This window comes from Halalkalicoccus subterraneus (genome assembly GCF_003697815.1).
Lineage (GTDB): Archaea > Halobacteriota > Halobacteria > Halobacteriales > Halalkalicoccaceae > Halalkalicoccus > Halalkalicoccus subterraneus.
Genome location: NZ_RDQG01000042.1, coordinates 15,335 through 36,681, shown reverse-complemented (window position 1 = coordinate 36,681; position 21,347 = coordinate 15,335). Strand labels below are relative to the sequence as shown.

At 65.0% G+C, this 21,347-nt stretch carries 28 protein-coding genes and 1 tRNA gene; 19 read left to right on the top strand and 10 right to left on the bottom strand.

Annotated features, from left to right (window positions below):
- The 3 genes from EAO80_RS11385 to EAO80_RS11375 form a co-directional block, all read right to left on the bottom strand.
- Positions 1-1,129, bottom strand: a 1,129-nt coding sequence (locus EAO80_RS11385; protein WP_122090009.1) for a cobalamin-independent methionine synthase II family protein, incomplete at its 3' end; no start/stop codon positions are given.
- A gap of 234 nt (positions 1,130-1,363) precedes the next feature.
- Positions 1,364-1,436, bottom strand: a tRNA-Thr gene (locus tag EAO80_RS11380).
- Positions 1,437-1,494: 58 nt separating this feature from the next.
- Entirely contained in the window at positions 1,495-2,487 is a 993-nt protein-coding gene (locus EAO80_RS11375; protein ID WP_122090008.1) for a class I SAM-dependent methyltransferase, read from the bottom strand.
- 83 nt (positions 2,488-2,570) lie between these two features.
- Here EAO80_RS11375 and dph5 point away from each other — a divergent pair, with 83 nt between their 5' ends.
- On the top strand, positions 2,571-3,344 hold the full coding sequence (gene dph5, locus EAO80_RS11370) for a diphthine synthase (protein ID WP_122090007.1): 774 nt from the start codon (positions 2,571-2,573) through the stop codon (positions 3,342-3,344).
- Positions 3,341-3,715 (top strand): VanZ family protein, encoded by a 375-nt coding sequence (locus tag EAO80_RS11365; protein WP_122090006.1) that lies wholly within the window; start codon positions 3,341-3,343, stop codon positions 3,713-3,715. The genes dph5 and EAO80_RS11365 overlap by 4 nt, the downstream gene beginning before the upstream one ends.
- Here EAO80_RS11365 and EAO80_RS11360 read toward each other — a convergent pair.
- From EAO80_RS11360 to EAO80_RS11350, 3 genes are all read right to left on the bottom strand, one after another.
- Positions 3,698-4,516, bottom strand: a complete 819-nt coding sequence (locus EAO80_RS11360; protein ID WP_122090005.1) for an undecaprenyl-diphosphate phosphatase — start codon at positions 4,514-4,516, stop codon at positions 3,698-3,700. The two genes, EAO80_RS11365 and EAO80_RS11360, sit on opposite strands and share 18 nt — an antisense overlap.
- A gap of 124 nt (positions 4,517-4,640) precedes the next feature.
- Positions 4,641-5,438, bottom strand: a complete 798-nt coding sequence (locus EAO80_RS11355; RefSeq protein ID WP_122090004.1) for a VOC family protein — start codon at positions 5,436-5,438, stop codon at positions 4,641-4,643.
- 67 nt (positions 5,439-5,505) lie between these two features.
- Positions 5,506-6,222, bottom strand: a complete 717-nt coding sequence (locus EAO80_RS11350; protein ID WP_122090003.1) for a phosphatase PAP2 family protein — start codon at positions 6,220-6,222, stop codon at positions 5,506-5,508.
- A gap of 109 nt (positions 6,223-6,331) precedes the next feature.
- Here EAO80_RS11350 and EAO80_RS11345 point away from each other — a divergent pair, with 109 nt between their 5' ends.
- On the top strand, positions 6,332-7,297 hold the full coding sequence (locus tag EAO80_RS11345) for a hypothetical protein (protein ID WP_122090002.1): 966 nt from the start codon (positions 6,332-6,334) through the stop codon (positions 7,295-7,297).
- A 12-nt stretch (positions 7,298-7,309) separates the two neighbouring features.
- Here EAO80_RS11345 and EAO80_RS11340 read toward each other — a convergent pair whose 3' ends face one another.
- Both EAO80_RS11340 and EAO80_RS11335 read right to left on the bottom strand, forming a co-directional pair.
- Entirely contained in the window at positions 7,310-8,989 is a 1,680-nt protein-coding gene (locus tag EAO80_RS11340; RefSeq protein WP_122090011.1) for a Na+/H+ antiporter NhaC family protein, read from the bottom strand.
- Between the two features lie 58 nt (positions 8,990-9,047).
- On the bottom strand, positions 9,048-10,157 hold the full coding sequence (locus EAO80_RS11335) for an OBG GTPase family GTP-binding protein (protein ID WP_122090001.1): 1,110 nt from the start codon (positions 10,155-10,157) through the stop codon (positions 9,048-9,050).
- 157 nt (positions 10,158-10,314) lie between these two features.
- Here EAO80_RS11335 and EAO80_RS11330 point away from each other — a divergent pair, with 157 nt between their 5' ends.
- The 3 genes from EAO80_RS11330 to EAO80_RS11320 all read left to right on the top strand — a co-directional run bounded on the left by EAO80_RS11330 (position 10,315) and on the right by EAO80_RS11320 (position 11,392).
- Complete coding sequence (locus EAO80_RS11330) at positions 10,315-10,515, top strand: VNG_1110C family protein (protein ID WP_122090000.1); 201 nt, start codon at positions 10,315-10,317, stop codon at positions 10,513-10,515.
- A 90-nt stretch (positions 10,516-10,605) separates the two neighbouring features.
- On the top strand, positions 10,606-11,094 hold the full coding sequence (locus EAO80_RS11325; protein ID WP_122089999.1) for a 50S ribosomal protein L11: 489 nt from the start codon (positions 10,606-10,608) through the stop codon (positions 11,092-11,094).
- 43 nt (positions 11,095-11,137) lie between these two features.
- Positions 11,138-11,392 (top strand): amphi-Trp domain-containing protein, encoded by a 255-nt coding sequence (locus tag EAO80_RS11320; protein WP_122089998.1) that lies wholly within the window; start codon positions 11,138-11,140, stop codon positions 11,390-11,392.
- Between the two features lies 1 nt (position 11,393).
- Here EAO80_RS11320 and EAO80_RS11315 read toward each other — a convergent pair whose 3' ends face one another.
- Positions 11,394-12,101: a hypothetical protein gene (locus EAO80_RS11315; protein WP_122089997.1), complete on the bottom strand. Its 708-nt coding sequence runs from the start codon at positions 12,099-12,101 to the stop codon at positions 11,394-11,396.
- 154 nt (positions 12,102-12,255) lie between these two features.
- Between EAO80_RS11315 and EAO80_RS11310 the strand changes: the two genes are divergently transcribed.
- The 6 genes from EAO80_RS11310 (at position 12,256) to EAO80_RS11285 (ending at position 16,238) form a co-directional block, all read left to right on the top strand.
- Positions 12,256-12,894, top strand: coding sequence for a 50S ribosomal protein L1 (locus EAO80_RS11310; protein WP_122089996.1), 639 nt, complete (start codon positions 12,256-12,258; stop codon positions 12,892-12,894).
- Entirely contained in the window at positions 12,895-13,944 is a 1,050-nt protein-coding gene (locus EAO80_RS11305) for a 50S ribosomal protein L10 (RefSeq protein WP_122089995.1), read from the top strand.
- A gap of 16 nt (positions 13,945-13,960) precedes the next feature.
- A complete protein-coding gene (gene rpl12p, locus EAO80_RS11300) occupies positions 13,961-14,305 on the top strand; it encodes a 50S ribosomal protein P1 (RefSeq protein ID WP_122089994.1) in 345 nt (114 codons plus the stop codon).
- Between the two features lie 106 nt (positions 14,306-14,411).
- Positions 14,412-15,656, top strand: coding sequence for a tripartite tricarboxylate transporter permease (locus tag EAO80_RS11295; RefSeq protein ID WP_122089993.1), 1,245 nt, complete (start codon positions 14,412-14,414; stop codon positions 15,654-15,656).
- A 133-nt stretch (positions 15,657-15,789) separates the two neighbouring features.
- Positions 15,790-15,969, top strand: coding sequence for an HVO_2753 family zinc finger protein (locus EAO80_RS11290; RefSeq protein WP_122089992.1), 180 nt, complete (start codon positions 15,790-15,792; stop codon positions 15,967-15,969).
- A gap of 2 nt (positions 15,970-15,971) precedes the next feature.
- A complete protein-coding gene (locus EAO80_RS11285) occupies positions 15,972-16,238 on the top strand; it encodes an elongation factor 1-beta (RefSeq protein ID WP_122089991.1) in 267 nt (88 codons plus the stop codon).
- 288 nt (positions 16,239-16,526) lie between these two features.
- Here EAO80_RS11285 and EAO80_RS11280 read toward each other — a convergent pair whose 3' ends face one another.
- Positions 16,527-17,702: a cystathionine gamma-synthase gene (locus EAO80_RS11280; protein WP_122089990.1), complete on the bottom strand. Its 1,176-nt coding sequence runs from the start codon at positions 17,700-17,702 to the stop codon at positions 16,527-16,529.
- 86 nt (positions 17,703-17,788) lie between these two features.
- Here EAO80_RS11280 and EAO80_RS11275 point away from each other — a divergent pair, with 86 nt between their 5' ends.
- The 7 genes from EAO80_RS11275 (at position 17,789) to EAO80_RS11245 (ending at position 21,279) form a co-directional block, all read left to right on the top strand.
- A complete protein-coding gene (locus EAO80_RS11275; RefSeq protein WP_122089989.1) occupies positions 17,789-18,208 on the top strand; it encodes a hypothetical protein in 420 nt (139 codons plus the stop codon).
- Between the two features lie 126 nt (positions 18,209-18,334).
- Positions 18,335-18,625: a 50S ribosomal protein L21e gene (locus EAO80_RS11270; RefSeq protein WP_122089988.1), complete on the top strand. Its 291-nt coding sequence runs from the start codon at positions 18,335-18,337 to the stop codon at positions 18,623-18,625.
- Complete coding sequence (locus EAO80_RS11265; protein WP_122089987.1) at positions 18,622-18,978, top strand: RNA polymerase Rpb4 family protein; 357 nt, start codon at positions 18,622-18,624, stop codon at positions 18,976-18,978. Before EAO80_RS11270 ends, EAO80_RS11265 begins: the two co-directional genes overlap by 4 nt.
- Positions 18,979-19,019: 41 nt before the next feature.
- A complete protein-coding gene (locus tag EAO80_RS11260) occupies positions 19,020-19,589 on the top strand; it encodes a DUF655 domain-containing protein (protein ID WP_122089986.1) in 570 nt (189 codons plus the stop codon).
- Positions 19,590-19,692: 103 nt separating this feature from the next.
- Complete coding sequence (locus EAO80_RS11255) at positions 19,693-20,529, top strand: 16S ribosomal RNA methyltransferase A (RefSeq protein ID WP_122089985.1); 837 nt, start codon at positions 19,693-19,695, stop codon at positions 20,527-20,529.
- Positions 20,522-20,707, top strand: a complete 186-nt coding sequence (locus EAO80_RS11250; RefSeq protein ID WP_122089984.1) for a hypothetical protein — start codon at positions 20,522-20,524, stop codon at positions 20,705-20,707. Before EAO80_RS11255 ends, EAO80_RS11250 begins: the two co-directional genes overlap by 8 nt.
- On the top strand, positions 20,704-21,279 hold the full coding sequence (locus EAO80_RS11245; RefSeq protein WP_122089983.1) for a HemK2/MTQ2 family protein methyltransferase: 576 nt from the start codon (positions 20,704-20,706) through the stop codon (positions 21,277-21,279). The genes EAO80_RS11250 and EAO80_RS11245 overlap by 4 nt, the downstream gene beginning before the upstream one ends.
- Positions 21,280-21,347: the final 68 nt, after the last annotated feature.

The window sequence follows — 21,347 nt, the reverse complement described above, 5'->3', positions numbered from 1 at the left end:
CGGCGCCCTCGACGAGCGCCTCGAGTTTCGCCCACGCGATCTCGGGGTCGACCATTCCGATGCCGGCCTGCGTTCCGAACCCGCAGTCGGGCGCGGCGACCAGCGGCGTCGAGTCGTCGACGGCCTCGGCGACGCGTTCGAGTCGATCCGCGATCGTTTCGGGGTGGTCGATGACGTTCGTTTTCACGTCGACGACGCCCGGCAGTAGCGTCCACCCCTCGGGCAGGGGCTGTTCGGCGAACGCGCGATACTCGTGCTGGTGGCGAGGGTTGGCCTGCTCGACGCTCAACCCCGAGATGTCGGCCTCGTAGATCTCCGGGAGCATCTCGACGAGGTCCGTGTCGAGGTGGTGGGGCCCCTCGTAGCTTCCCCAGCAGGTGTGAAGCCGGACCTGCTCTTCGGGGACGTTCGACAATGCCTCGTTGAGCGCCTCGACGTGGAGGCGGGTGGCGCCCTTGATCTCCTCGAGGGATTCGTCAGCGTAGGCCGCCGTCTGACCGACCGTGAGGAGTTCGGGCGCGTCGATCTGAAGGGAAATTCCGGCGTCAGCGACGATTTCGTATTCCTCGGCCATCGCATCGGCGACCGCGAAGAGGTACTCCTCGTAGTCACCGTAGTAGTCGTCGACGTGCGTGGCGGTGACGACGCTGGGTGACGCCGAGGTCATGAACGTCCCCTCGGCCTCGGCATCGACGGCCGTGAGCGCGTCGTCGAATCCCTCGAGCTCGGCCTCGGCCTCGTCGTGGCCGGTGTACTCGATCGGGCCGGTGACGACGGGGTGCATCGAGAGGTCGATGACGTCCGTTTTGAACGTCTCCTCGGCGTAGTCGGGGAACTCCTGGAGGTCCGCCCAGAGCTCCTGCTCGCGCTTCCCGTCGATCCCGCTGAGCCGGTCGGCGACGTACCAGTTGAACGAGACGCGGGACTGCTCGCCGTTGTTGATGAAATCGAGTCCGACGTCGGTCTGGCGCTCGACGACGGTTCGCGTGGCGTCCGCGACGGTCGCGCTCCACTCCTCCTCGTCGACGTGCTCGCTGTTCTGGCGCGCCCTGAGGAGTTCAAGTAGCTCCGGCGGGCGAGGGAGGCTTCCGATATGCGTCGTCGGGATTCGGCCTTCGGTGTCCGTCATGGTGTACTCGCGTTGGTTATATTTCCGTTCGATAACTAACTGTCGGTACTCATTAGACGGGCGGAGAGCCCCGGCCGTGGAGAGCGGATCTGAAAAACGAAACAGGACCGCGGCGTATCGGACACTACACCGACACGTGCAGTCCGTATCGAGACGCCCAGTATAGATAGCTACGTAGTCACTAAATCGGAACTGACAGACAAACCGGTTCTTCGGCGACGAAAACGGAAAGGAAGCCGGTGGAGGGATTTGAACCCTCGGCCTATTCCTTACGAAGGAATCGCTCTGCCAGCTGAGCTACACCGGCCGATGGCACTTCGGACGCGTCCGTATCTAACCGCCAAGACCGGTTTAAGCGTTGTGAATCACGCCCGCGAGAGGCGGACGTCGAGACAGACGTTCAGCTCGTGGGGCGCGTAGGAACGCACGACGTGGCGTGTCAGGATTTCGACGTCGTATCCCGCCTCCGAGGCGGCATCGCGGATCGCTTTCTCGCTCGGTCCGAACGGGTCCTGGTCATGCTGGATGTCGTAGTAGTGGATCGTACACTCCTCACCGGCGACCGAGACGGCGGTAGCGAGGAACTCGTCGGCGCTGTGTGGGAGGTTCATCACGATCCGATCGGCCCGTCCCTCGAACTCGGTTGCGACCTCCCTCACATCGCCGTGGATCGCCGTTACCCGATCCGTGACGCCGTTTCGCCCGGCGTTCTCGTGGAGGTACTCGATCGCGCGCCCGTTGACGTCGACGCCGACCGCTTTGGCACCGCGGGCCGCCGCGGGGATCACGAACGGGCCGACCCCGGCGAACATATCAAAAACGCGCTCATTCTCATCGTCGACTATCTGCTCGGTCACGCGGTGGCGTTCCGTCGCGAGGCGCGGCGAGAAGTAGACCGTAGCGAGATCGAGCGCGTACTCGAAGCCGTACTCGCGGTGCACCGTCTCAGTGCCCTCGCCCGCAAGCAGTTCCCAGTCGCGCACGCGCGTCTCGCCCTTGACCTTCGAGGCCTTGTTCAGCACCGTCCCGACGGGGAGATCCGACTCGACGATCGCGCGGGCGATCCGGTCGGCGCGCTCGGGGTCGTCCTCGTCGAGCAGGGCGACGTCGCCGATGCGCTCGTAGGACGGGTCGAATCCCAGCAGGTCCGCGGGCGTCGTCTGGGTCTCGCGAACGGGGACTTCGCGGGAAACGACCGCGAGTCCGGCGGGTACCGCCTCGGAATCGACGACGGGGATGTAGAGCCAGCCGTCCTTGACACGTATCTCGCGATCATCGGCGATCAGGTCGGCCTCGGCCAAATCGCGACGCGTCGCCTCGCCCTCCTCGCGCGGAACGCGGACGCACGGAACCTCCATACCGGAGCCTATCGGCCGGCCGATTTACCGTTGGCGCTTCGCTCGAACGCGCCGCTTAACCCGTCGGCCTCCCGACTCCGCGTATGCTCACGTTCATCGGTCTCGGCCTCTACGACGAGCGCTCGATCACCGTCGAGGGCCGCGATACCCTTCGAAGAGCGGACCGCGCGTTCATGGAACAGTACACCAGCCGTCTGATCGGTACGGACGTCGATACCCTCGAAGCCGAACACGGTATCGAGATCGAGCTTCGGGACCGGGCGGGCGTCGAACAGGACCCCGAGGAGATGCTCGCGGCAGCCGAACGCGAGGACGTCGCCTTCCTGGTCGTGGGCGATCCAATGGTTTCGACCACTCACGTCGACCTGCGGCTCCGAGCCGCCGACCGGGGAATCGACACCCGGATCGTCCACGGTACGACCGCCGAGGCCGCCGCAAGTTCGCTGACCGGCCTCCAGAACTATCGCTTCGGCTCGGCGACGACCCTGCCGTTTCCCTATGCCCACGGCGCGGAGGACCTGCCCGCGAGCGTCACGAACACGATCGACGACAACCGTGAGCGGGGTCTGCACACCCTCGTCTACCTCGACATAAAGCAGGAGCGCGGGGACTACATGACTGCCGACGTCGCCGCCGAGCTGCTCTCGGCCGAGTATCCCGAGACGCTCGCGGTCGCGGTCTGTCGGGCCGGCAGTCCCGATCCGATCGTCGCGGCCGACGCCCTCTCGGCGCTCGCGGACCGGGAGTTCGGCGGGCCGCTGCACCTGCTGGTCGTGCCCGGTGACCTCCATCACATCGAGGCGGAGGCGTTGCGGACGTTCGCGGACGCACCGGCCGAGCTCGCGCCGCTCGAATGAGGCGCACGAACCGGTGGATCGCCGTCGCGGTCGTCGCCGCCGCGATCCTCGTCGTCTCGATGATCCCGATCCCCGGGTCGGTTCCCGAGGAGGGCGGCGGGATTCCGACTAGCCTCCTGTTCCACTTCGTCGGCTATGCCGCCCTCGCGGGCACGGTCGGCCATGCGGCATTTCCGGCGGGAGGACGGCTCCGAGCGCTCCTCACGGGTGTCTGTGGTGCGAGCGTCTACGGCGCGCTGATCGAGTGTCTCCAGTACCCGGTCCCCTACCGGTCGTTCAGCATCCTCGACATGGCGACCAACGCGGCCGGTGCGACCCTCGGCGCGGTCGTGTTACTCGGCGCCCTCGCCCTCTCAGAGCACCGCCGTTAGCCCACCGCCGAGGACGGCCAGCCCGCCGAGAGCGACACAGACGATCCAGAACTCGACCTCGTGGACGACGCGCATGATCGCGTCGATCATCACGTAGCCGACGACCGCGCTCACGCCGAGTGCGACGAGCGCCTCTATTCCTGTCGTCGGCAACCCCTCGTCGACGAGGATGAGCAGACCGGCGCCGATTCCCGCGGGGATCGACAGGAGAAAGGAGAGGCGAAACGCCGCAGGCCCCTCGTAGCCCCGGAACAGGAGCACGCTCGCGGTGGTCCCCGACCGCGAGACGCCCGGCAGGATCGTCACGCCCTGGAACGCGCCGACGATGATCGCGTCCACGAGCGAGGGCGTTCCGCGTTCGCCGAGCTCGACGCGCTCGGAGGCGCGTTCGATCAGCCCGGTCACGATCAACAGGGCGCCGATCAACGCGACGAACGCGCCGCCGGTGAGTTCGCTTGCGGCGTCGATGAGCGCGACGTAGATCGGGATCCCCACGAACCCGGTCATCGCGGTCGCGACCAGTATGAAGGAGGTCTCGGCGTTGGAGTCCGAAAAGGCGGCTCGGGGTCGCCAGCCGGGAGCGGCCAGGACGGCCTCGGCGATCGTCTCGCGGTAGTAGAGCGCCGCCGAGAGGGTGGTGCCCATCTGGAGGAACAGCGCGAGCCGGACGGCGATCTCGGGCGAGGTGCCGAGCGCGGTCAGAAACAGCGAGAGGTTGCCCGAACTCGAGATCGGGAGCCACTCGACGAGCCCCTGGACGACCCCGGCGGCGATCGCGACGAGGATCTCGCGAAGCGTCACTACTCCTCGGAACTCCCGACGCGATAAAAGGGGTGGCGTTTCGGTGTGGACCTTTTTCCGTTCGCTCGTGGCTCCGCCACTCGCTCACGCAAAAATCCCCTCCAAAAAGCCGCCGCGCAGTGGATTACTCGGGGAACAGCGACTCGCTGTTCGGGTCGCGCTCGATGATCTCGATCTCGTGGTCGTCCATGTCCTTCGTGAACGCGTACTCGTTGTCACAGGACTCGGGGTCGCGGTAGTCCGGGGCGTCCCGGGTCATGAGGTCGTCCCAGAACTCGTTGAGGTCGTCGGCCCGCACACAGAGGTGGCCCCACGCATCACCGAGATCGTAGGTGTTGTCGCCGTAGTTGTAGGTGAGTTCGAGCTGCATCGCCTCGTCGCTTGCGCCCTCGGGTTTCAGGAAGTAGTTCGCAAAGGAGTCGGCCTCCCAGCGGCCCGTGTGTTCGTACTCGAACTTCCGGGTGTACCAGCCGAGCGCCTCGTCGGCGTCCTCGACGCGGATCATGGTGTGGTCGATCGACCAGAGCGCGCCCTGCTCGATGTCGCGTTTCACGATCTCGATCTCGTGGCCGTCGGGGTCCTTGACGAACGCGTACCGGCCGCCACACGAGTCGGGGTCACGATAGTCCTCGACGCCCTCGTCCATGAGCTGCTCGTAGTAGTCCTCGAGTTCGCCGTCGGGGACCCGTACCGCGATGTGGCCCCACGCGTCACCTACCTCCTCGGGGCCGCCGTCGTGGTTGTGGGTGAGTTCGAGCATCGCGCCGTCCTCGCCGAGCTCCTCGGGGCCGAGGTAGACGTTAGTGAACGTATCGGCCTCCCAGCGGTCCTTCTCCTCGTAGCCCAGATGCTCGCCGTACCATTCGAGCGATTCCTCCAGGTCCGAGACGCGCATCATGACGTGGTCGAGCGTCGCTCCCATACTCGGGCCAACGCCGCCGAGGGTCAAAACGGTACCGAGAGCCGACGGTATTGCCGCCTTGCCGGGTCTACGCGGTAACCCGTGGCCGGTCGATCCGCCACGAGAGGCCGAAGAACCCGGCCGCGACCGCGAACAGCGCGAGCGCCTCGACGTGTGCGCCGGTCACGACGACGGCCCCGAGTCCAAGCGCGGCTCCCAGTCCGAGTCCGACGGTTCGGCGAGCCTCCGGGGTGTGGTAGCGAGCCACCAGTCGGAACGCGAGAAGGACGAAGCCGGCGCTCAGCGCGATCCCCGCGAGCACGTCGACGAGGTAGTGAAGGCCGAGCGCGACCCGGCAGAAGCTCACGACGGCGATGAGCACCGTCGCAGCGGTGTAGCGACGCCGCCGCGTGCTCACCGGTAGCACCGTCGCCAACGAGAGATACACCGCCGTCGAGACGACGGCGTGACCGCTCGGAAAGCCGTAGCCGCTAGCGTAGCCGGTCAGCGAGTAGATCGGCCGGTACAGTGCCGGAAGCGCTTCGAGTGCGACTAACGGCCGGTCGGGACGGGGCAGCGCGAAGACCTCCTTGGCGATCAGAACGAGAGCTATTGCACCGATCACCAGGCCGCCCGCGGCGACGATCCGATCCCGATCGGGCCCGTCGTACCGGACCGCGAGAACCAGAAACAGCACCGTCACGAACCAGATGTCGCCCAACTGGGTGAGCAACGCGAACAGTATCGCGATCGAGTCGGGGATCGCTCCCTGAATGAGCTCGAACTCACCGACACCGCGGGACATACGCGGGAATTCGTCTCGAACAGTATAGTCGAACCGGTCGCGAAGCGCACAGCCCGCGATATCACGCGCTTCGACGGGTTTTTATCGCGCGCTCGTAAGCGAGTAGAGAATGGACGAACCCGTCGAGCCGGCCACACCCCATGGTGAGACGGTCAGAGGGTACATCGGCGCGCTCTCGCGCTGGGTTCTCCTCGATGGAAGTCGCCGGATGGTCGCGGGCGTCCTCCTCCTGTCTGCGACGATCGCCTTCGCGCTCTGTCTCGAACTGTTCGGCCCGATCGCCGACGCCGAGCCGGCGTTCTCAGCCATGAGCGGCCTCATTGCGGGGAACCTCGCCCTCATCTCGATCGTCATCGCGATCGATCAGCTCGTCCTTTCGCGGGAACTCGTCACACCCGGCGAGCGCCTCGGAACGATCGAGGACGTCGCGGAGTTCCGCGAGCGGGTCGCCGAGACGACCGGCGAGACCGCACTGCCGATCACGGCACCGAGGTTCCTCGACGTGGTCCTGACGAGCACCCTCGAAGTGGCACGGGGAATCGACCTCGACGCGACTAGGCTCGACGAGCGGGACCGACAGCGACTCGCGGCGCTCGTCGAGGAAGTCATCGAGACCGTCGAGACCGTCGACACCGTCGTCAAGGACGACGACGTTCGCCCGTTCGAGGCGCTCGTCCGTGCGCTGTACGTTGATTACGGGTCCCACATCCGGACGGTCGACCGGCTGCGAAACGGCGGCTCGCTACCGGCGTCGATCGACCATCGCCTATCAGTGCTTCACGATCACCTCGTGCTGATCGACGTCAGCCGCCAGTACTTCCGGACGCTGTACATTCAGCGCGAGCTCCCGCGACTCTCGCGGATGCTCCTGTACGTCGGCGGCCCCGCCGAGGTGGCACTCGTCGGCATCCTGTTCGTGTTCATGACCGCTCCACCGTATCCGGAGGCGTTCGCGCTGCTCGCCGGGATGGCCGGTTTCGCGCCGTTGGCCGTCCTCCTCTCGTATATCATTCGGATCGCGATCATCGCGGAACTCACGGCGTCGGTCGTCCCCTTCGTTCGACCGCACAGGTAAGTCCCGGCCCGATCAGTCCCCGGTCGGGGGATCGTCTCCACCTCCCGAGGAGGACGATACCGTCGGCGAGAGCCCCTGTCGGCGCCCGTCGAGCTCGGAGAGCCCGTAGACGAGCGCGACGAGCAACAGCAGGCCGATCGGGAGGTAGAACAGCGGCGGGAGGCCGAGGTAGCCGTAGAGGAGATAACAGACCGTCGTGACGACGACGACGGTGCCGGCGTAGTAGATCTGAGTACGGACGTGGTCGATCAGATCTGCACCCGTAAACGTCGCCGAGAGGACCGTCGTATCCGAGATGGGCGAGGTGTGGTCGCCGAAGATCGCCCCCGAGAACACCGCGCCGACGATCACGGGCATCAATTCGTAGCTCCCCGTAAGCTCCCACGCCACCGAGATCGCGATCGGGGTCAACACGCCCATCGTCGCCCACGACGATCCCATCGAAAAGGAGATGAACGCCGCGGTGAAGAGCACGACCACCGGCAGCAGGGCCGGCGAGACGACGCCTTCGGCGATCCCGGCGACGTAGACGCCCGTTTCGAGTACCTCGGCGACCGTGCTGATCGCCCACGCGAGAACCAGGATCGTCACGGCGGTGAGCATGATCGAGAAGCCGTCGATGACGCCCTCGATTCCGGTTTCGAGCGAGAAGATCCGGTAGTAAAAACCGACCGCAAGCGCCGCGAAGACCATCGCGAACGCCCCCCATAGCAGCGCCGCGCCCCAGTCGGCCCCGTCGAGGACGTCGAGCGCCGACGCGCCGGGCGCGTAGCCGCTGAGGAGCGCCCCCGCGATCGCGGTGACGACCAGCGCGACGACGGGGATCGCGAAGCTGCGCAACATCGGCTCGTCGGTGCTCGGCTCGCCGAGTTCGCTCTCGATGGCCTGCATCGGGGTCGCGCCCTCGCGGGTGAGCCGTCCCGTGCGGACCGAGCGATGCTCGGCCGCGAGCATCTCGCCGAAATCCCGGCCGCTCAGGACGATCAACGCCACCATGAGGATCGCGAAGATCGAGTAGACGTTGTAGGGGATCGACCCGACGTAGGTCGCGAACGCCGAGGGGGCGTCGGCGGCGATCCCGGCGATCTCGTAGCCCTCCTGGACCATCCCGATCTGGAAGGCGACCCAGTTCGAGAGGCCAAGCGTCGCGACCGGCGCGGCGGTCGAGTCCACGATGTACGAGAGCTTCTCGCGGGAGACACGCAGCTGATCCGAGAGGTCCTTCATCACGCTGCCGACGATGGCGGTGTTGGCGTAGTCGTCGAAGAACATCAACAGCCCGAGCGCCCACGCCGTGATCCCGACCTTTCGCCGGGTGTCGAGGCGGTCGGCGACGGCCCGCCTGACCGCGAGCGAGCCGCCGAGCTGCCAGATCAGCGCGACGCCCGACCCAAGCAGGATCGTGAACAACAGGATCTGGGCGTGGAACGTGTCGTCGCCGATCGACTCGACGATCCACTGGACGGCCTGAGCGAACCCCAGAAAGACGGCGACGAGAACGGCCAGTCCCTCGTCGAGGACGGGCATCCCGCCCGTCAGCGACGACGCGTAGCCGACGCTGTCACCGAACGTGTAAATGAGCCCTCCCGACCAGACCCCGACGAAGAGTGCCGGGACCGGTCGCCGGCTCGCGATCGCGAGCACGATCGCCAAGAGTGGCGGGACGAGCGAGAGCGCACCGAATGCGGAGATGGACATGCCCGGAACGTTCGACGAAAGTCGACAAAAAACCCGGCCATGGCCGATCGGACTACCGGCGGAGGATGAACTTCACGACGTCCTCGTCGGCGAGTTCGTGGTCGGTGCCGACCTGCTGTTCGTCGTGTTTCGCGCTCGGGCCGGAAACACGGGCGAACCGGAAGCGCTCCTCGAACTCCCCGCCGAGTTTCTCCATCGCGTCCTCGATGTCGCTACCTTCTTCGAGGATCAACGGCTCCTCGTAGTCGACCCCGCGGCCGGGCTTGTCCATGTAGATCCGCATCAGCCCGAGCGTTTGCCAGATACGCTCCTTGAGGCCGTCGAGGCCCCTCTCCTCCTCGGCGGAGATGAACGTTACCTCCTCGGGGTCGAGATCGTGTGCCCGGAGGTCCTCGTAGACGGTCTCTAAGTAGTCTCGGTCGATCAGGTCGGCCTTGTTGACCGTCACGATCGAGGGGAGATACACCCTGTTTTCCATGATCGAGTCGATCAGGCGATCCACGTCGAGTTCCTCTCGAACCGTGACGTTCGCGTTGACGTAGCCGTTTTCGCGAAGCACCTCCTTGATCACGTCCTTCGGGAGGCCCGGATCGCCGCTGGTGGTCACGCGGATCCCGCCTCGCCCCTTCTTGATCACCGAGAGGCTCGGCGGCTCCGTGTCGAGGCGCACCTTGTTCGCATAGAGCTCCTCACGGAGGCGTTCGTACTGGTCGATCTCGAATACCGAGAGCATGAAGACGACGAGGTCCGCCGCGCGCACGACCGAGAGGACTTCCTGGCCGCCACCCCGGCCGCTCGCGGCCCCTTCGATCAGCCCCGGAACGTCCATGATCTGGATGTTCGCGCCGCGGTACTGCAGCATTCCGGGGTTGACGTTGAGGGTGGTGAACTCGTAGGAGCCGACCTCGCTTTCGGCGTTGGTCAGGGCGTTCAGCAGGGTGGATTTGCCGACGCTCGGAAAGCCCACCAGGGCAACGGTGGCGTCGCCGGTCTTCTCGACGGCGTAGCCGCTGCCGCCGCCGGCGGAGGACTGGTTTTCGAGTTTCTCCTTCTTGTCGGCGAGTTTCGCCTTCAGCCGGCCGATGTGGGCCTCGGTCGACTTGTTGTACGGCGTCGAGGCGATCTCCTCTTCGATCGCCTCGATGTCCTCTTCCAGTCCCATTGGTCGATACTGGCTTCCTGAGTCGAAAAACCCTTTCCGTTTACACCGTTGGGTCGCCCCGTCGGGGGCGACTCGGCCGTCTGCGACCCTGTATATGGGCGTTCGGACCGGACTTCGATAGGTTGATATCACTCGATTGTATCGGTAAAATTGTACGATGCCCGACCCGTCACGGCTTCGAGATAGCACCCAGATCGTGCTTCCGCGGGCCGCGCTCGACGGGATCCGCGAGGAGGTCGACTCGGCGTTTACCGTGACGATCGTTGAAGAATCCGGCAGCGTCCGGATCATCGGTAGCCCCGTCGAGATCAAGGCCGTCAACGCCTATCTCTCCCGGCACGGACTGACGATCCAGTGATCCGAACCGTCAACACGCCGTCGGAACGCCGTCGAGAACGAGCTGAGCGAGTTAGCAAGGCTTAACACTCGCGCCGCGGTTCCTTGGGGTATGGCTGGAACGATCGAAGCGCTCGTTCCGGGCGGCGAGGCCACCCCCGGCCCACCGCTCGGTCCCGAGCTCGGACCTACCCCCGTAGACGTACAGGCCGTCGTTCAGGAGATCAACGACCAGACCGAGGCCTTCGACGGCACCGAAGTCCCCGTGACGATCACCTACGAGGACGACGGCTCCTTCGAGATCGACGTCGGCGTCCCGCCAACGGCGGCGCTGATCAAGGACGAAGCCGGCTTCGACACCGGTAGCGGCGAACCCCAGAAGGACTTCGTCGCGGACCTCTCGGTCGACCAAGTGAAACAGATCGCAGAGCAGAAGCTGCCCGACCTGCTGGCCTACGATCTGAAGGGCGCCGCAAAGGAGGTCGTCGGGACCTGCACCTCGCTTGGCGTCACCATCGAGGGCGAGAACCCCCGCGAGTTCAAGGAGCGCCTCGACTCGGGCGAGTACGACGACCAGTTCGCCGAGGAAGTCGCGGCCTGAGGGCGACAGTTTTACCCGCTATCCGCGTGACATAGCAGGTGCTATGGCCGGAGAAATCGAACACGAAGCCGAGTTGACTCGGGAGGAAGCCGCGACCTACTTCGAGGAGATCGCGGACGGACTGCGTTCGGAGGAGGCCTTCACCGTGGTTCTCGGCGACATCGAGGTCGATGTCGACCCCGCCGAGACCGTGGAGTTCGAGGTCGAACTCGAGGACGACGAGGACGAACGCGAGTTTGAGATCGAGATGGAATGGACGCGCGGCGACGACGAGCTCGAAATCGACGCCGAGGAGTGATTTAGATCGCGAGTAGCAGGGCGGCGTAGCCCGCCGTTCCGAGGGAGAAGGCACAAAAACGGCTCTCGCGTTCGGCGGGCAGTTCCTCTTTGATGACGTTGAGTACGACCCCGCCACCGAGAAACCCGACCGGAACGGCGAGTACGATCTCGTCGAGCGTCACCGTCGTCCCGAGCGCCCAACCGACCAACACGCCACCCGCGAGCACCCATCGGCCGACGCGGTGGTAGCTCCCCTCGTGGTGGTGACGGAGCCCGTAGTCGTTGACGAGGAAGTGAAGCGTCATCGCCGCGGTGAAGAGCAGTAGCGACTCGACGCCGGGTTCGATACGGTGGACGAGGAGGTAGCCGACGAGACAGTTGTAACAGCCGAAGGAACCGACGTGAATCCGGAAGACGCGGGTGGCTCGACCCTCGTCGTCGGGGGAGCGCTGGGCGAGGCGTTCGAGCCCGTAGAACGCGACGAATCCGGCGAGGGAAACGAGGTAGACGTGATGATCGAGGAATCCCGCGAGGGGGACTACGTTCCCGAACGCACGCTGGTGTTCGTTCAGTTCGGGTAGCATATGGACGAAGACGTACGCGACGGAGACCCCACCGCCGAAGGAGAGCCACCGACTACGGGGGATCCGGTCGAGGCCACGGAGCCGACCGGCAAGCACGTGGACTGCCGCGAGCGCGCACGCAGCGAGCAACGGGGGAGCGCTCATACCACCCGTTACCGAGGCCCGCGGGAAGCGTTTTCGGCCGGTGTGCGATTACGGTTCGACGGGTTTAAGTTGCCAATTCCACTTCTTTCAGCCGAGACAGGTACGGCCTGTTTCACACCGTAGCAGACTCGCAGTCGTACTACGGAGGTGAACAATGGCAGATCAGGACATAGAACAAGCAGTCACTCGCGCACTCGAGGACCGACCGGAGCGGAACTTCCGCGAAACGGTCGACCTCGCGATCAACCTGCGCGATCTCGATCTCAACGATCCGTCGAACCGCGTCGACGAGAGCATTGTCCTTCCCTCGGGAACGGGACAGGACACGCGTATCGTCGTCTTCGCCGAGGGCGAAACCGCCGTCCGAGCCGAGGAAGTCGCCGACGAGGTCTTCTCTAGTGATGACCTCGACGATCTGGGCGACGACCAGGACGCCGCGAAAGACCTCGCCGACGAAACAGACTTCTTCATCGCCGAAGCCTCGATGATGCCCACCATCGGTGCATCACTCGGGCAGGTGCTCGGCCCCCGCGGGAAGATGCCGACGCCACTCCAGCCCGACGAGGACGTCGTCGAGACCGTCAACCGGATGAAAAACACGGTACAGCTCCGCAGTCGTGACCGACGTACGTTCCACGCGCTCGTCGGCAGCGAGGAGATGTCCGCCGAGGAGATCGGCGACAACATCGACACGATTCTGCGTCGACTGTACGGCGACCTGGAGAAGGGCCCGCTCAACATCGATTCGGTCTACGTCAAGACGACGATGGGGCCGGCCGTGGAGGTGGCCTAGATGAGCGCACAAGCCGAAGGCGAACGCAAGACCCAGAACCTCCCCGAGTGGAAGCGCGAGGAGGTCGACGAACTCGTCGAGATGCTCGATTCGTATGCGAGCGTCGGCGTCGTCAACATCGCCGGCATTCCGAGCCGCCAGCTCCAGAACATGCGCCGTGATCTCCACGGTAGCGCGGAGCTGCGGGTCAGCCGAAACACGCTGCTCACCCGCGCGCTCGAGGACGTCGGCGATGGACTCGACGACCTCACCGAACACGTCGCGGGGCAGGTCGGCGTTATCGGGACCAACGACAACCCCTTCGGGCTGTACAAACAGCTCGAGGAGTCGAAATCGCCCGCACCCATCGGTGCCGGCGAGGTCGCCCCGAACGACATCGTCATCCCCGAAGGGGATACGGGTGTGGATCCCGGTCCGTTCGTTGGCGAACTCCAGCAGGTCGGAGCCGCCGCGCGGATCCAGGACGGCTCGATCCACGTCACCGAGGACTCGCAGGTCCTCTCGGAGGGCGAGGAGGTCTCACAGGACCTCGCGAACGTCCTCTCGGAACTGGGTATCGAGCCCAAGGAGGTCGGTCTCGACCTTCGATCCGTCTACAGCGAGGGCATCCTCTTCGATCCCGAGGACCTCGCTATCGACGTCGACGAGTACCGTGCGGACTTCGAGGCCGCCGCCGCGAGCGCACGGAACCTCTCGATCAACGCCGTCTACCCGACGACCCAGACCGCACCCAACCTGCTCTCGAAGGCCACGGGCGAGGCCAAAAGCCTCGGCCTGCAGGCCGCCATCGAGAGCCCCGATCTCGCACCCGATCTCGTGAGCAAGGCCGACGCGCAGGTGCGCGCCCTTGCCGCACAGATCGACGACGAGGAGGCCCTTCCCGAGGAGCTGCGCGGCGTCGAAGCGCCCGCGGCTCCCGCCGAGGAGGACGCCGACGCGGATGCGGACGAGGAAGAACAGCCTGACGAAGACGAGGCCGACGCCGAACCCGAGGACGACGACGATGACGACGACTCGGGTGGCGACGGGCTCGGAGCGATGTTCGGATAACGAGGAGATACTTACAATGGAATACGTTTACGCAGCACTCATCCTGAACGAGACCGGCGAAGAGATCAACGAAGACAACCTGACCAGCGTCCTTGAGGCCGCCGGCACCGACGTCGAGGAGTCCCGAGTGAAGGCGCTCGTCGCCGCGCTCGAGGACGTCGACATCAACGAGGCCGTCGAGCAGGCCGCCGCGGTCCCCGCAGCGGGCGGGGCCTCGGGCGGTGCCGCCGCGGGCGGCGAGAGCGAGGCAGCCGACGAGGGCGACGAGGAAGAAGCCGAAGAAGCGGCCGAAGCGGAAGAGGAAGAAGACGACGAGGACGAGGGCGACGGCGGCGAGGGTCTCGGCCAGCTGTTCGGTTAGACGCCTCGACGATCAGTTCTTTCCGTTTATTTTCCGGCGAGTAGCGACCGCGTAACCGTGCGTCTCATCCCGGACGTTCAAATAGGAGTACGGTTCCAGAAGGTGCGTGGATCCCGGCATTTCCGTCTCGCTCGATCCCGCCTTCGCCCTGCAATCGCTGGCGTTCGTGCTGGGCGGCGCGCTGTTGGGTACGCTGAGTGGACTCACGCCGGGGCTGCACGCGAACAACTTCGCGCTGATCCTGGCCGGAATGGCGCCCCTCATGCCGGGCCCACCACTGTTGGTCGGCGCCGCAATGCTGTCCGCCGGCGTCGTCCACACCTTTCTCGACGTGGTGCCGGCGCTGGCTCTTGGAGTGCCCGACGCGGAGATGGCGGTGGCGGCCCTTCCCGGGCATCGTCTCGTACTCGACGGGCGGGGCTACGAGGCGTTGCGGCTCTCGGCGATGGGCAGCGCGCTGGCAGTGGTGTTCGCCGTCCCGCTCGCGGTTCCGGTGACGCTAGTGATGGTCGAACTCTGGCCCACGCTCGTCGAGCACATGCCGCTGGTTCTCGGGTGTGTGGTCGTGATCATGCTCCTCACCGAAACTACACTCTCGGGACTCGTCGGCGGGCTGCTGGCCTTCGGAACCAGCGCCCTGTTGGGAACCACGGCGCTCGATCTCGACCCCGCGGCGCCACTGTATGGCGACATCCTCGCGCCGCTCTTCGCGGGGCTGTTCGGCGCGCCGATCCTGATCGACGCGATGGGTGGATCGGGGATTCCCGAGCAGACCGTCGATACCATTACGATCCCGCGGCAGGCAGTGTTGCTGCCGGCGGCGGCCGGTGCGCTCGCGGGTGCGGTCGTGGGCTACCTGCCCGGCGTTTCCAGTGCCATCGCGGCCGTCCTCGCGCTGCTGGCGCTCCCCGGATCGAGCGGGGATCGCGGATTCGTGATCGCGACCAGTGGCGTGAACACGGCCAATACGATCTTCGCGCTGTTCGCGTTCGTCGCGCTCGGCGCGCCACGAACGGGTGTGCTCGTCGCCGTCGAACGCGCCGAGGTACCGCTGAACCTTCCTGTGCTCCTTTCGGCCGTCGCTATCGCCGCTGCGATCGGGTTCGTCCTCGTGTTGGTCGTCGGCGACTGGTATCTCCGTGTGATCAGCACCCTCGATTACATGAAGCTCTGTCTCGTCATTCTCGCGTTGCTCGTGGTCCTCTCGTACGTCTTCGCGGGCGCGATCGGGATCGTCGTGTTCTCCGTGAGCGCGATCGTCGGCTTCATCCCCGTGCGTTTCGGCGCGAATCGAGTCCACCTGATGGGGGTGTTGATCGGACCGATCGCACTGTTCTACTACGGAATCTGACGCAGCATTCAGTTTCGATGACAACGTCACGTTCGTCTACACGTATGCGACCTCGCTGTCGTGGGCCCCGTTCGAACTGGTTTCGCAACCTCGAACGACAACGGTTAAAAGCAACGCGACGAAAGGGCAATTCATGAGCCAATCCCAGCAACAAGAGGCGCGACAATGCGTCTCGTGCGGGATCAACATCTCGGGGACCAACGCCGCCCGATTCAAGTGCCCCGACTGCGGATCCCAGATCTATCGCTGTGCGAAATGCCGCAAGCAGAGCAACCTGTATAAATGTCCCGACTGTGGCTTCACGGGGCCATAACGATGGGAAAGGTCGCTGCCAAGCTCAAGGTCATGCCCCAGGATCCGGAGATCGACCTCGACGAACTTCAGGACCGACTGGAGGGGGCGCTTCCCGAGGGTGCGAAGATCAACGGCTTCGAACGTGATGACGTCGCGTTCGGACTGGTCGCGCTGCTCCCGACCGTGATCGTCCCCGACGACGCCGGTGGTACGGAGGCCGTCGAGGAGAGCTTCTCGGAGGTCGAGGGCGTCGAAAGCGTCGAAGTCGAGAACGTCGGTCGCATCTGAAAGCCCTCACTCGGCCTTGAGAGGCATCACTCACGGGACGTGAAGCGTCCCGTTCGCACGCGAGGTTGCTCCGCAACCTCGCCCTGCTCGCCCTTTTCATGTCCAAGGGGAGACCCTTCGCGGTCTTTTCGGCTCCGGAAAACCTCCGGTTTTCTATAACCACCAGGTCCGGGAGGTCGTGGCGCGGGATTCCGCGCCACTTTTCGGGGACCAGCCTTTCCCCGTTCGCTCAGCGGCCGCCGATTCGGCGGCCGCTGAGCGAGGCCACCGCCCCATCGTGGACGACACTCAGTTCGTAGCGGTGTCGATCGCCTGCTCCAGATCCGCGATCTGGTCCTCGACGCTCTCGATGCCGACGCTCACCCGAATCAGGCCGTCGGTCAGTCCCGCCGCGATCCGCTCCTCACGAGGGATCGCCGCGTGGGTCATCGGCGCGGGCTGTTCGATCAGGCTCTCGACGCCGCCCAGACTCTCGGCAAGCGTGAAGATCTCGGTTTCCGAAACCAGTGCGCTGGCCTGCTCCAAGGAGCCATCGAGTTCGAAGCTCAGCATCCCGCCGAAGTCGTCCATCTGTTCGACGGCGATTTCGTGGCCGGGATGGGAATCGAGACCGGGGTAGAACACCCGCTCGACGTCGGAGTGATCCGCGAGCCAGTTCGCAATCTTTCGGGCGTTCTCGCAGTGGCGGTCCATTCTGACGGGCAGGGTTTTGGTGCCACGGAGAACCAGAAAGCAGTCGAAGGGGCCGGGCGTTGCGCCCACCGAGTTCTGATAGAACCCTAGTCGTTCGTCGAGCTCCGCGTCGTTTGTCACGAGCGCGCCGGCAACCACGTCCGAGTGTCCGCCGAGGTACTTCGTCAGCGAGTGACAGACGATGTCCGCACCGAGTTCGAGCGGGCGCTGGAGGTACGGCGTGGCGAAGGTGTTGTCGATGGCACAGAGCGCGTCGTGTTCGCGTGCGATCTCGCTTGCGCCCTCGATGTCGACGATGCTCATCAGGGGGTTCGTAGGCGTTTCGAGCCAGAGCAACTCGGTGGTGTCCCGAAAGGCCGACTCGATCTCAGAGAGGTCGGTCATGTCCACGAACGTGAACTCGATGTCGTACTCCTCGTAGACCCGCGTGAAAATGCGGTGGGTTCCGCCGTAGACGTCCTCGCCGGTGACGACGTGATCGCCAGATTCGAGCAGGTTCATCACGGTGTTGATCGCGCCCATCCCCGAGGAGAAGGCCCGCCCGAACTCCCCGCCCTCCAAGGAAGCGAGGTTTTCCTCCAGGTCGGTGCGGGTGGGGTTCCCAGTACGGGAATACTCGTAGCCCCGATGTTCGCCCGGGGCGTCCTGAACGTACGTGGAGTTGGCGTGGATGGGCGTCATCAGCGCACCGGTCTCCTCGTCGGGGTCCTGTCCGGCGTGAATCGCGCGGGTCTCGATCCGTGGTTCGATTCGCTTTTCGGAGTCGTCCATGTCTCCTGTCGAGTGGCGGGGCCGATTACTCTTGTCGTCGGTCGCTGGTCGGTAGATCTATGAGTAGCTTCCACACAACAGAATTTATGCGAACTGAAACGAGGATCGTCCTCTGGGACCTCCTTAGTGGACTAATCGGTCTGTCGGGCGCTGTGTTCGTCCGCCGGGTACAACGAGCGGCTGCCGAGGTTGACGACGACGCACCGGAACCGAATTCGTTCTCGGTTCGGGGGGCCGTCTTCGGCACGCTTTCGGCCGTCGGAATCCAGTATATAGACGACCGAAACGTCGGTGGTATCCGCAGCACTCTCCGACGACGGCTCGGGTTCACACTCGGGTGGACGGTCCTGCAGCAGCGATTCCACTCGAACGATCCCGCTGACTCGTGGTCGTTCGTCCTCGGAAACAGCCTCGGGAGAATCACGTATCGCATCTGGTTCGGGGTCGTCCGGCCGATTCCCGAAGCCCGATTGGAGTATCGGGGATTCCTGCCGTGGCGGCGCTGAACTCCCGTCTGCTTGGCTTTCGAGTCCGGACGCTTTCGTCGGCGGACAAGAACGCGAGCGGGCGAACAACGGTGCGGGCGTATCATACGATTTATAACCGTCACGGAGTAATTCGTCGGTACGACTATGCCGAGTTCAAACGGACCCCTCAACAGCACACGCAAGAAGCTCTCGAACCATCCACGCGAACGCGGGACCTCTCCGCCACAGCGCGCCGTCGCCAGCTACGAGGAGGGCCAGCGCGTCCACCTCAAGATCGACCCGAGCGTTGCCAAGGGACGCTTCCATCCCCGATTCAACGGCCACACCGGCGTCGTCGCCGGTAAACAGGGAACCGCCTACAAGGTCGAGATCACCGACGGCGGCAAGCGAAAGACACTGATCGCAAAGCCCGCCCACCTACGCGCCCAGGAATGACGATCTTCAAGGAGGTCGTCGGCGAGGAGTTCCTCACTGTTTCCGAGGCCAAGACCCTGTTGGCCGAGGTCGAAGCCGATCGAGCCGCCGATCCGGACCGTGAGATGCGCTACGAGCTCGCGCGCTCGATCGAGCACGTCAACCGGTTTACGGTCCTCTCGCCGGAGGACGCCCGGGCGCTCGTCTCGGACCTCGCGGAACTCGAGAAAGTCACGGAGGCAACCGCCTACAAGATTGCGGATCTCCTGCCGCGGGACCGCGACGAGTTGCGATCCGTGTACGCCCAGGAGCGCTACTCGCTTTCGGGCGACGAACTCGACGAGATCCTGAACGTCGTCTCGCAGTACGCGTAGACGGCCGACTCTTTAAGTGGCCACTTCGCGTAGCAATCGCCATGAGCGAGAGCGACGCAGACCACGATGGGGAGGCGATCGTCCTCGATTATCTCCCCCACGGTCGCGCCGACGACGATCGGCCGGGCTACCAGAAACCGCCGCTCGCGTTCGCCCTCGACAGCGAACAGTTCACTCTCTCCGAACTCACCCTCACCGACGATTCGGGTATCAAGATCGGCGACTGGCTGGATATCGAGGACTCCCCGAACGGCGTCGAACGCGTCCGCTCGATTGACTACGAGGCCCTCTCGAGCGGCGCACGCTCCGAGCTCGAATACGTCATCGAGGACCTCATCGAGGACGAAGAACAACGGTTCGTCGCCATCTACAACGACGCCCAGCCGATCACCCTTCGCCTCCATCAGCTCAATTTGCTGCCCGGTATCGGGAAGAAGCTCAGAAACACGATCCTCGACGAGCGAAAGCGCCAGCCCTTCGAGAGCTTCGAGGAGATCGACGAGCGGGTCACAGGGCTTCACGACCCGAAGGGCATCCTCGCCGAGCGCATCCTTGAGGAGCTGCGCGAGGACGACCTCAAATACCGACTGTTCGTTCGCGGGGAGGTGTGACCGACCGAGCTATCGCGAACGATCGACTCGAACCGTCCCCGATCGACGCGTCTTCCGGACAACAACGAGAGGTTTACACTGACCGGTCGTCTACGCCTGCGAAATGAGAGATCCGGACGGCCTGCTCGCTCGCGCCGGAGTTCGTGGCGATCCCAACGCGGATCAACACTTCCTGATCGACGACCGCGTGCTCGATCGCCTTCCCGACTACGCGAGCGAGATCGACGCCGACTGCTCGCACGTTCTCGAAATCGGTGCGGGTCCCGGCGCGCTGACCGACCGGCTCTGTCGGGTAGCCGATCGGGTCACCGCGATCGAGCGCGATCCCGCATTCGTCTCCTTTCTCCGCGAGGAGTTCGCCCCCGAGATCGACGCCGGACGAGTGGAGATCGTCGAGGGCGACGCGCTCGAGGTTTCGCTGCCCGACTTTTCGGCCAGCGTCTCGAACCTCCCGTACGGCGTCTCCAGCCAGATCGCCTTCCGGCTGTTTCCCCAGAACCGGCCGCTCGTACTGATGTTTCAAAAGGAGTTCGCAGAGCGGATGGTCGCAGCGCCGAACACCCCCGAATACGGTCGGCTGTCGGTATCGGCCCAGCACTACGCCGACTGCGAGATCGTCGAGACGGTCCCCAAAGAAGCGTTTTCCCCGTCGCCGGCCGTCGAGAGTGCGGTGGTTCGCGCCCGGCCCCGCTCGCCCGAGTACACCGTCGCCGACGAGGCGTTTTTCCTGCGGTTCGTCAAGGCGCTGTTCACCCAGCGGCGCAAAACCCTCAGAAACGCCATCCGCAACACGGGCCACATCTCCGAGATCTCGGATCCCGACGCCGTCGTTGAGGCCGCGGACGAGGAGTTGATGAGTCGACGTGCCGGGACGCTCGCGCCGGCGGAGTTCGCTGCGCTCTGTGAACTGGCACGAGAACGGGGGGCGCCGAGTGAGTAACGCCCTCCTCGTCAGGCACCGGCGTGCGAACCAGCCGACGATCGAGGTGACCGCCGGATCGGACCGTTGGGAGGGAAGATTCAGTCCGTTCTTCCGGTGCAAACGTTCGAATCGGATCGACGCGGCCGCTCCCCTCTCGCGACCCGAGTCGGCGGAAGCCGACGGGGGCGAGCGGTGAGCCGCGACCTCGCCGACCGCCGTGGGATCGAAACCGAGGTCTACGGGGCCGCCGAGGACTCGGAGCTGCTGGCCGGGGCCGCGGCTCGAATCGTCGAACCGAACTGGGCCGTACTCGACTGTGGCACCGGCTCGGGCCACGTCGGCGCGCGAATCGCGGAGACCGGCGCACGCGTGATCGCCTCGGACCTCAACCCCCACGCCTGCAGACGAGCCCGCGAGCGCGGCCTCGAAACGGTTCGAGGCGACCTGCTCGCTCCCTTCGCCTCGAACGTCTTCGACGCCGTGGCGTTCAACCCGCCCTACCTGCCGACCGACCCCGAAAACGAGTGGGACGACTGGATGGAGGTCGCGCTGTCCGGAGGCCAGTCGGGTCGGGCAGTGATCGAGCCGTTTCTGGACGAGGTGGGACGGGTTCTCGCACCCAGTGGGATCGTCCTGTTGCTCGTCAGCAGCCTCACGGATTTCGACGCGGTCGTGGCGTACGCCAACGACCGGGGGTTCGAGGCAAGCGTCGTCGCCGAGAAGTCGTTCCCCTTCGAGGTGCTGTCGATCCTCCGTCTGGAACGCTAACTGTCAGCCCGATCGAATCGAAGAGTACACCACGGAAGATTACTCGTAGGTATTAATCAGAATGGGAA

What these genes read in the sequence shown, in the direction of transcription:
- EAO80_RS11290 (WP_122089992.1), top strand. Translation starts at nt 15,790, where the DNA reads ATGAGCCAATCCCAGCAACAAGAGGCGCGACAATGCGTCTCGTGCGGG.
- EAO80_RS11260 (WP_122089986.1), top strand. Translation starts at nt 19,020, where the DNA reads ATGAGCGAGAGCGACGCAGACCACGATGGGGAGGCGATCGTCCTCGAT.
- EAO80_RS11365 (WP_122090006.1), top strand. Translation starts at nt 3,341, where the DNA reads ATGAGGCGCACGAACCGGTGGATCGCCGTCGCGGTCGTCGCCGCCGCG.
- EAO80_RS11305 (WP_122089995.1), top strand. Translation starts at nt 12,895, where the DNA reads ATGAGCGCACAAGCCGAAGGCGAACGCAAGACCCAGAACCTCCCCGAG.
- EAO80_RS11310 (WP_122089996.1), top strand. Translation starts at nt 12,256, where the DNA reads ATGGCAGATCAGGACATAGAACAAGCAGTCACTCGCGCACTCGAGGAC.
- EAO80_RS11315 (WP_122089997.1), bottom strand. Translation starts at nt 12,101, where the DNA reads ATGAGCGCTCCCCCGTTGCTCGCTGCGTGCGCGCTCGCGGCAGTCCAC.
- EAO80_RS11325 (WP_122089999.1), top strand. Translation starts at nt 10,606, where the DNA reads ATGGCTGGAACGATCGAAGCGCTCGTTCCGGGCGGCGAGGCCACCCCC.
- EAO80_RS11280 (WP_122089990.1), bottom strand. Translation starts at nt 17,702, where the DNA reads ATGGACGACTCCGAAAAGCGAATCGAACCACGGATCGAGACCCGCGCG.
- EAO80_RS11285 (WP_122089991.1), top strand. Translation starts at nt 15,972, where the DNA reads ATGGGAAAGGTCGCTGCCAAGCTCAAGGTCATGCCCCAGGATCCGGAG.
- EAO80_RS11335 (WP_122090001.1), bottom strand. Translation starts at nt 10,157, where the DNA reads ATGGGACTGGAAGAGGACATCGAGGCGATCGAAGAGGAGATCGCCTCG.
- EAO80_RS11350 (WP_122090003.1), bottom strand. Translation starts at nt 6,222, where the DNA reads ATGTCCCGCGGTGTCGGTGAGTTCGAGCTCATTCAGGGAGCGATCCCC.
- EAO80_RS11330 (WP_122090000.1), top strand. Translation starts at nt 10,315, where the DNA reads ATGCCCGACCCGTCACGGCTTCGAGATAGCACCCAGATCGTGCTTCCG.
- EAO80_RS11265 (WP_122089987.1), top strand. Translation starts at nt 18,622, where the DNA reads ATGACGATCTTCAAGGAGGTCGTCGGCGAGGAGTTCCTCACTGTTTCC.
- EAO80_RS11275 (WP_122089989.1), top strand. Translation starts at nt 17,789, where the DNA reads ATGCGAACTGAAACGAGGATCGTCCTCTGGGACCTCCTTAGTGGACTA.
- dph5 (WP_122090007.1), top strand. Translation starts at nt 2,571, where the DNA reads ATGCTCACGTTCATCGGTCTCGGCCTCTACGACGAGCGCTCGATCACC.
- EAO80_RS11270 (WP_122089988.1), top strand. Translation starts at nt 18,335, where the DNA reads ATGCCGAGTTCAAACGGACCCCTCAACAGCACACGCAAGAAGCTCTCG.
- EAO80_RS11355 (WP_122090004.1), bottom strand. Translation starts at nt 5,438, where the DNA reads ATGGGAGCGACGCTCGACCACGTCATGATGCGCGTCTCGGACCTGGAG.
- EAO80_RS11320 (WP_122089998.1), top strand. Translation starts at nt 11,138, where the DNA reads ATGGCCGGAGAAATCGAACACGAAGCCGAGTTGACTCGGGAGGAAGCC.
- EAO80_RS11375 (WP_122090008.1), bottom strand. Translation starts at nt 2,487, where the DNA reads ATGGAGGTTCCGTGCGTCCGCGTTCCGCGCGAGGAGGGCGAGGCGACG.
- EAO80_RS11345 (WP_122090002.1), top strand. Translation starts at nt 6,332, where the DNA reads ATGGACGAACCCGTCGAGCCGGCCACACCCCATGGTGAGACGGTCAGA.
- rpl12p (WP_122089994.1), top strand. Translation starts at nt 13,961, where the DNA reads ATGGAATACGTTTACGCAGCACTCATCCTGAACGAGACCGGCGAAGAG.
- EAO80_RS11255 (WP_122089985.1), top strand. Translation starts at nt 19,693, where the DNA reads ATGAGAGATCCGGACGGCCTGCTCGCTCGCGCCGGAGTTCGTGGCGAT.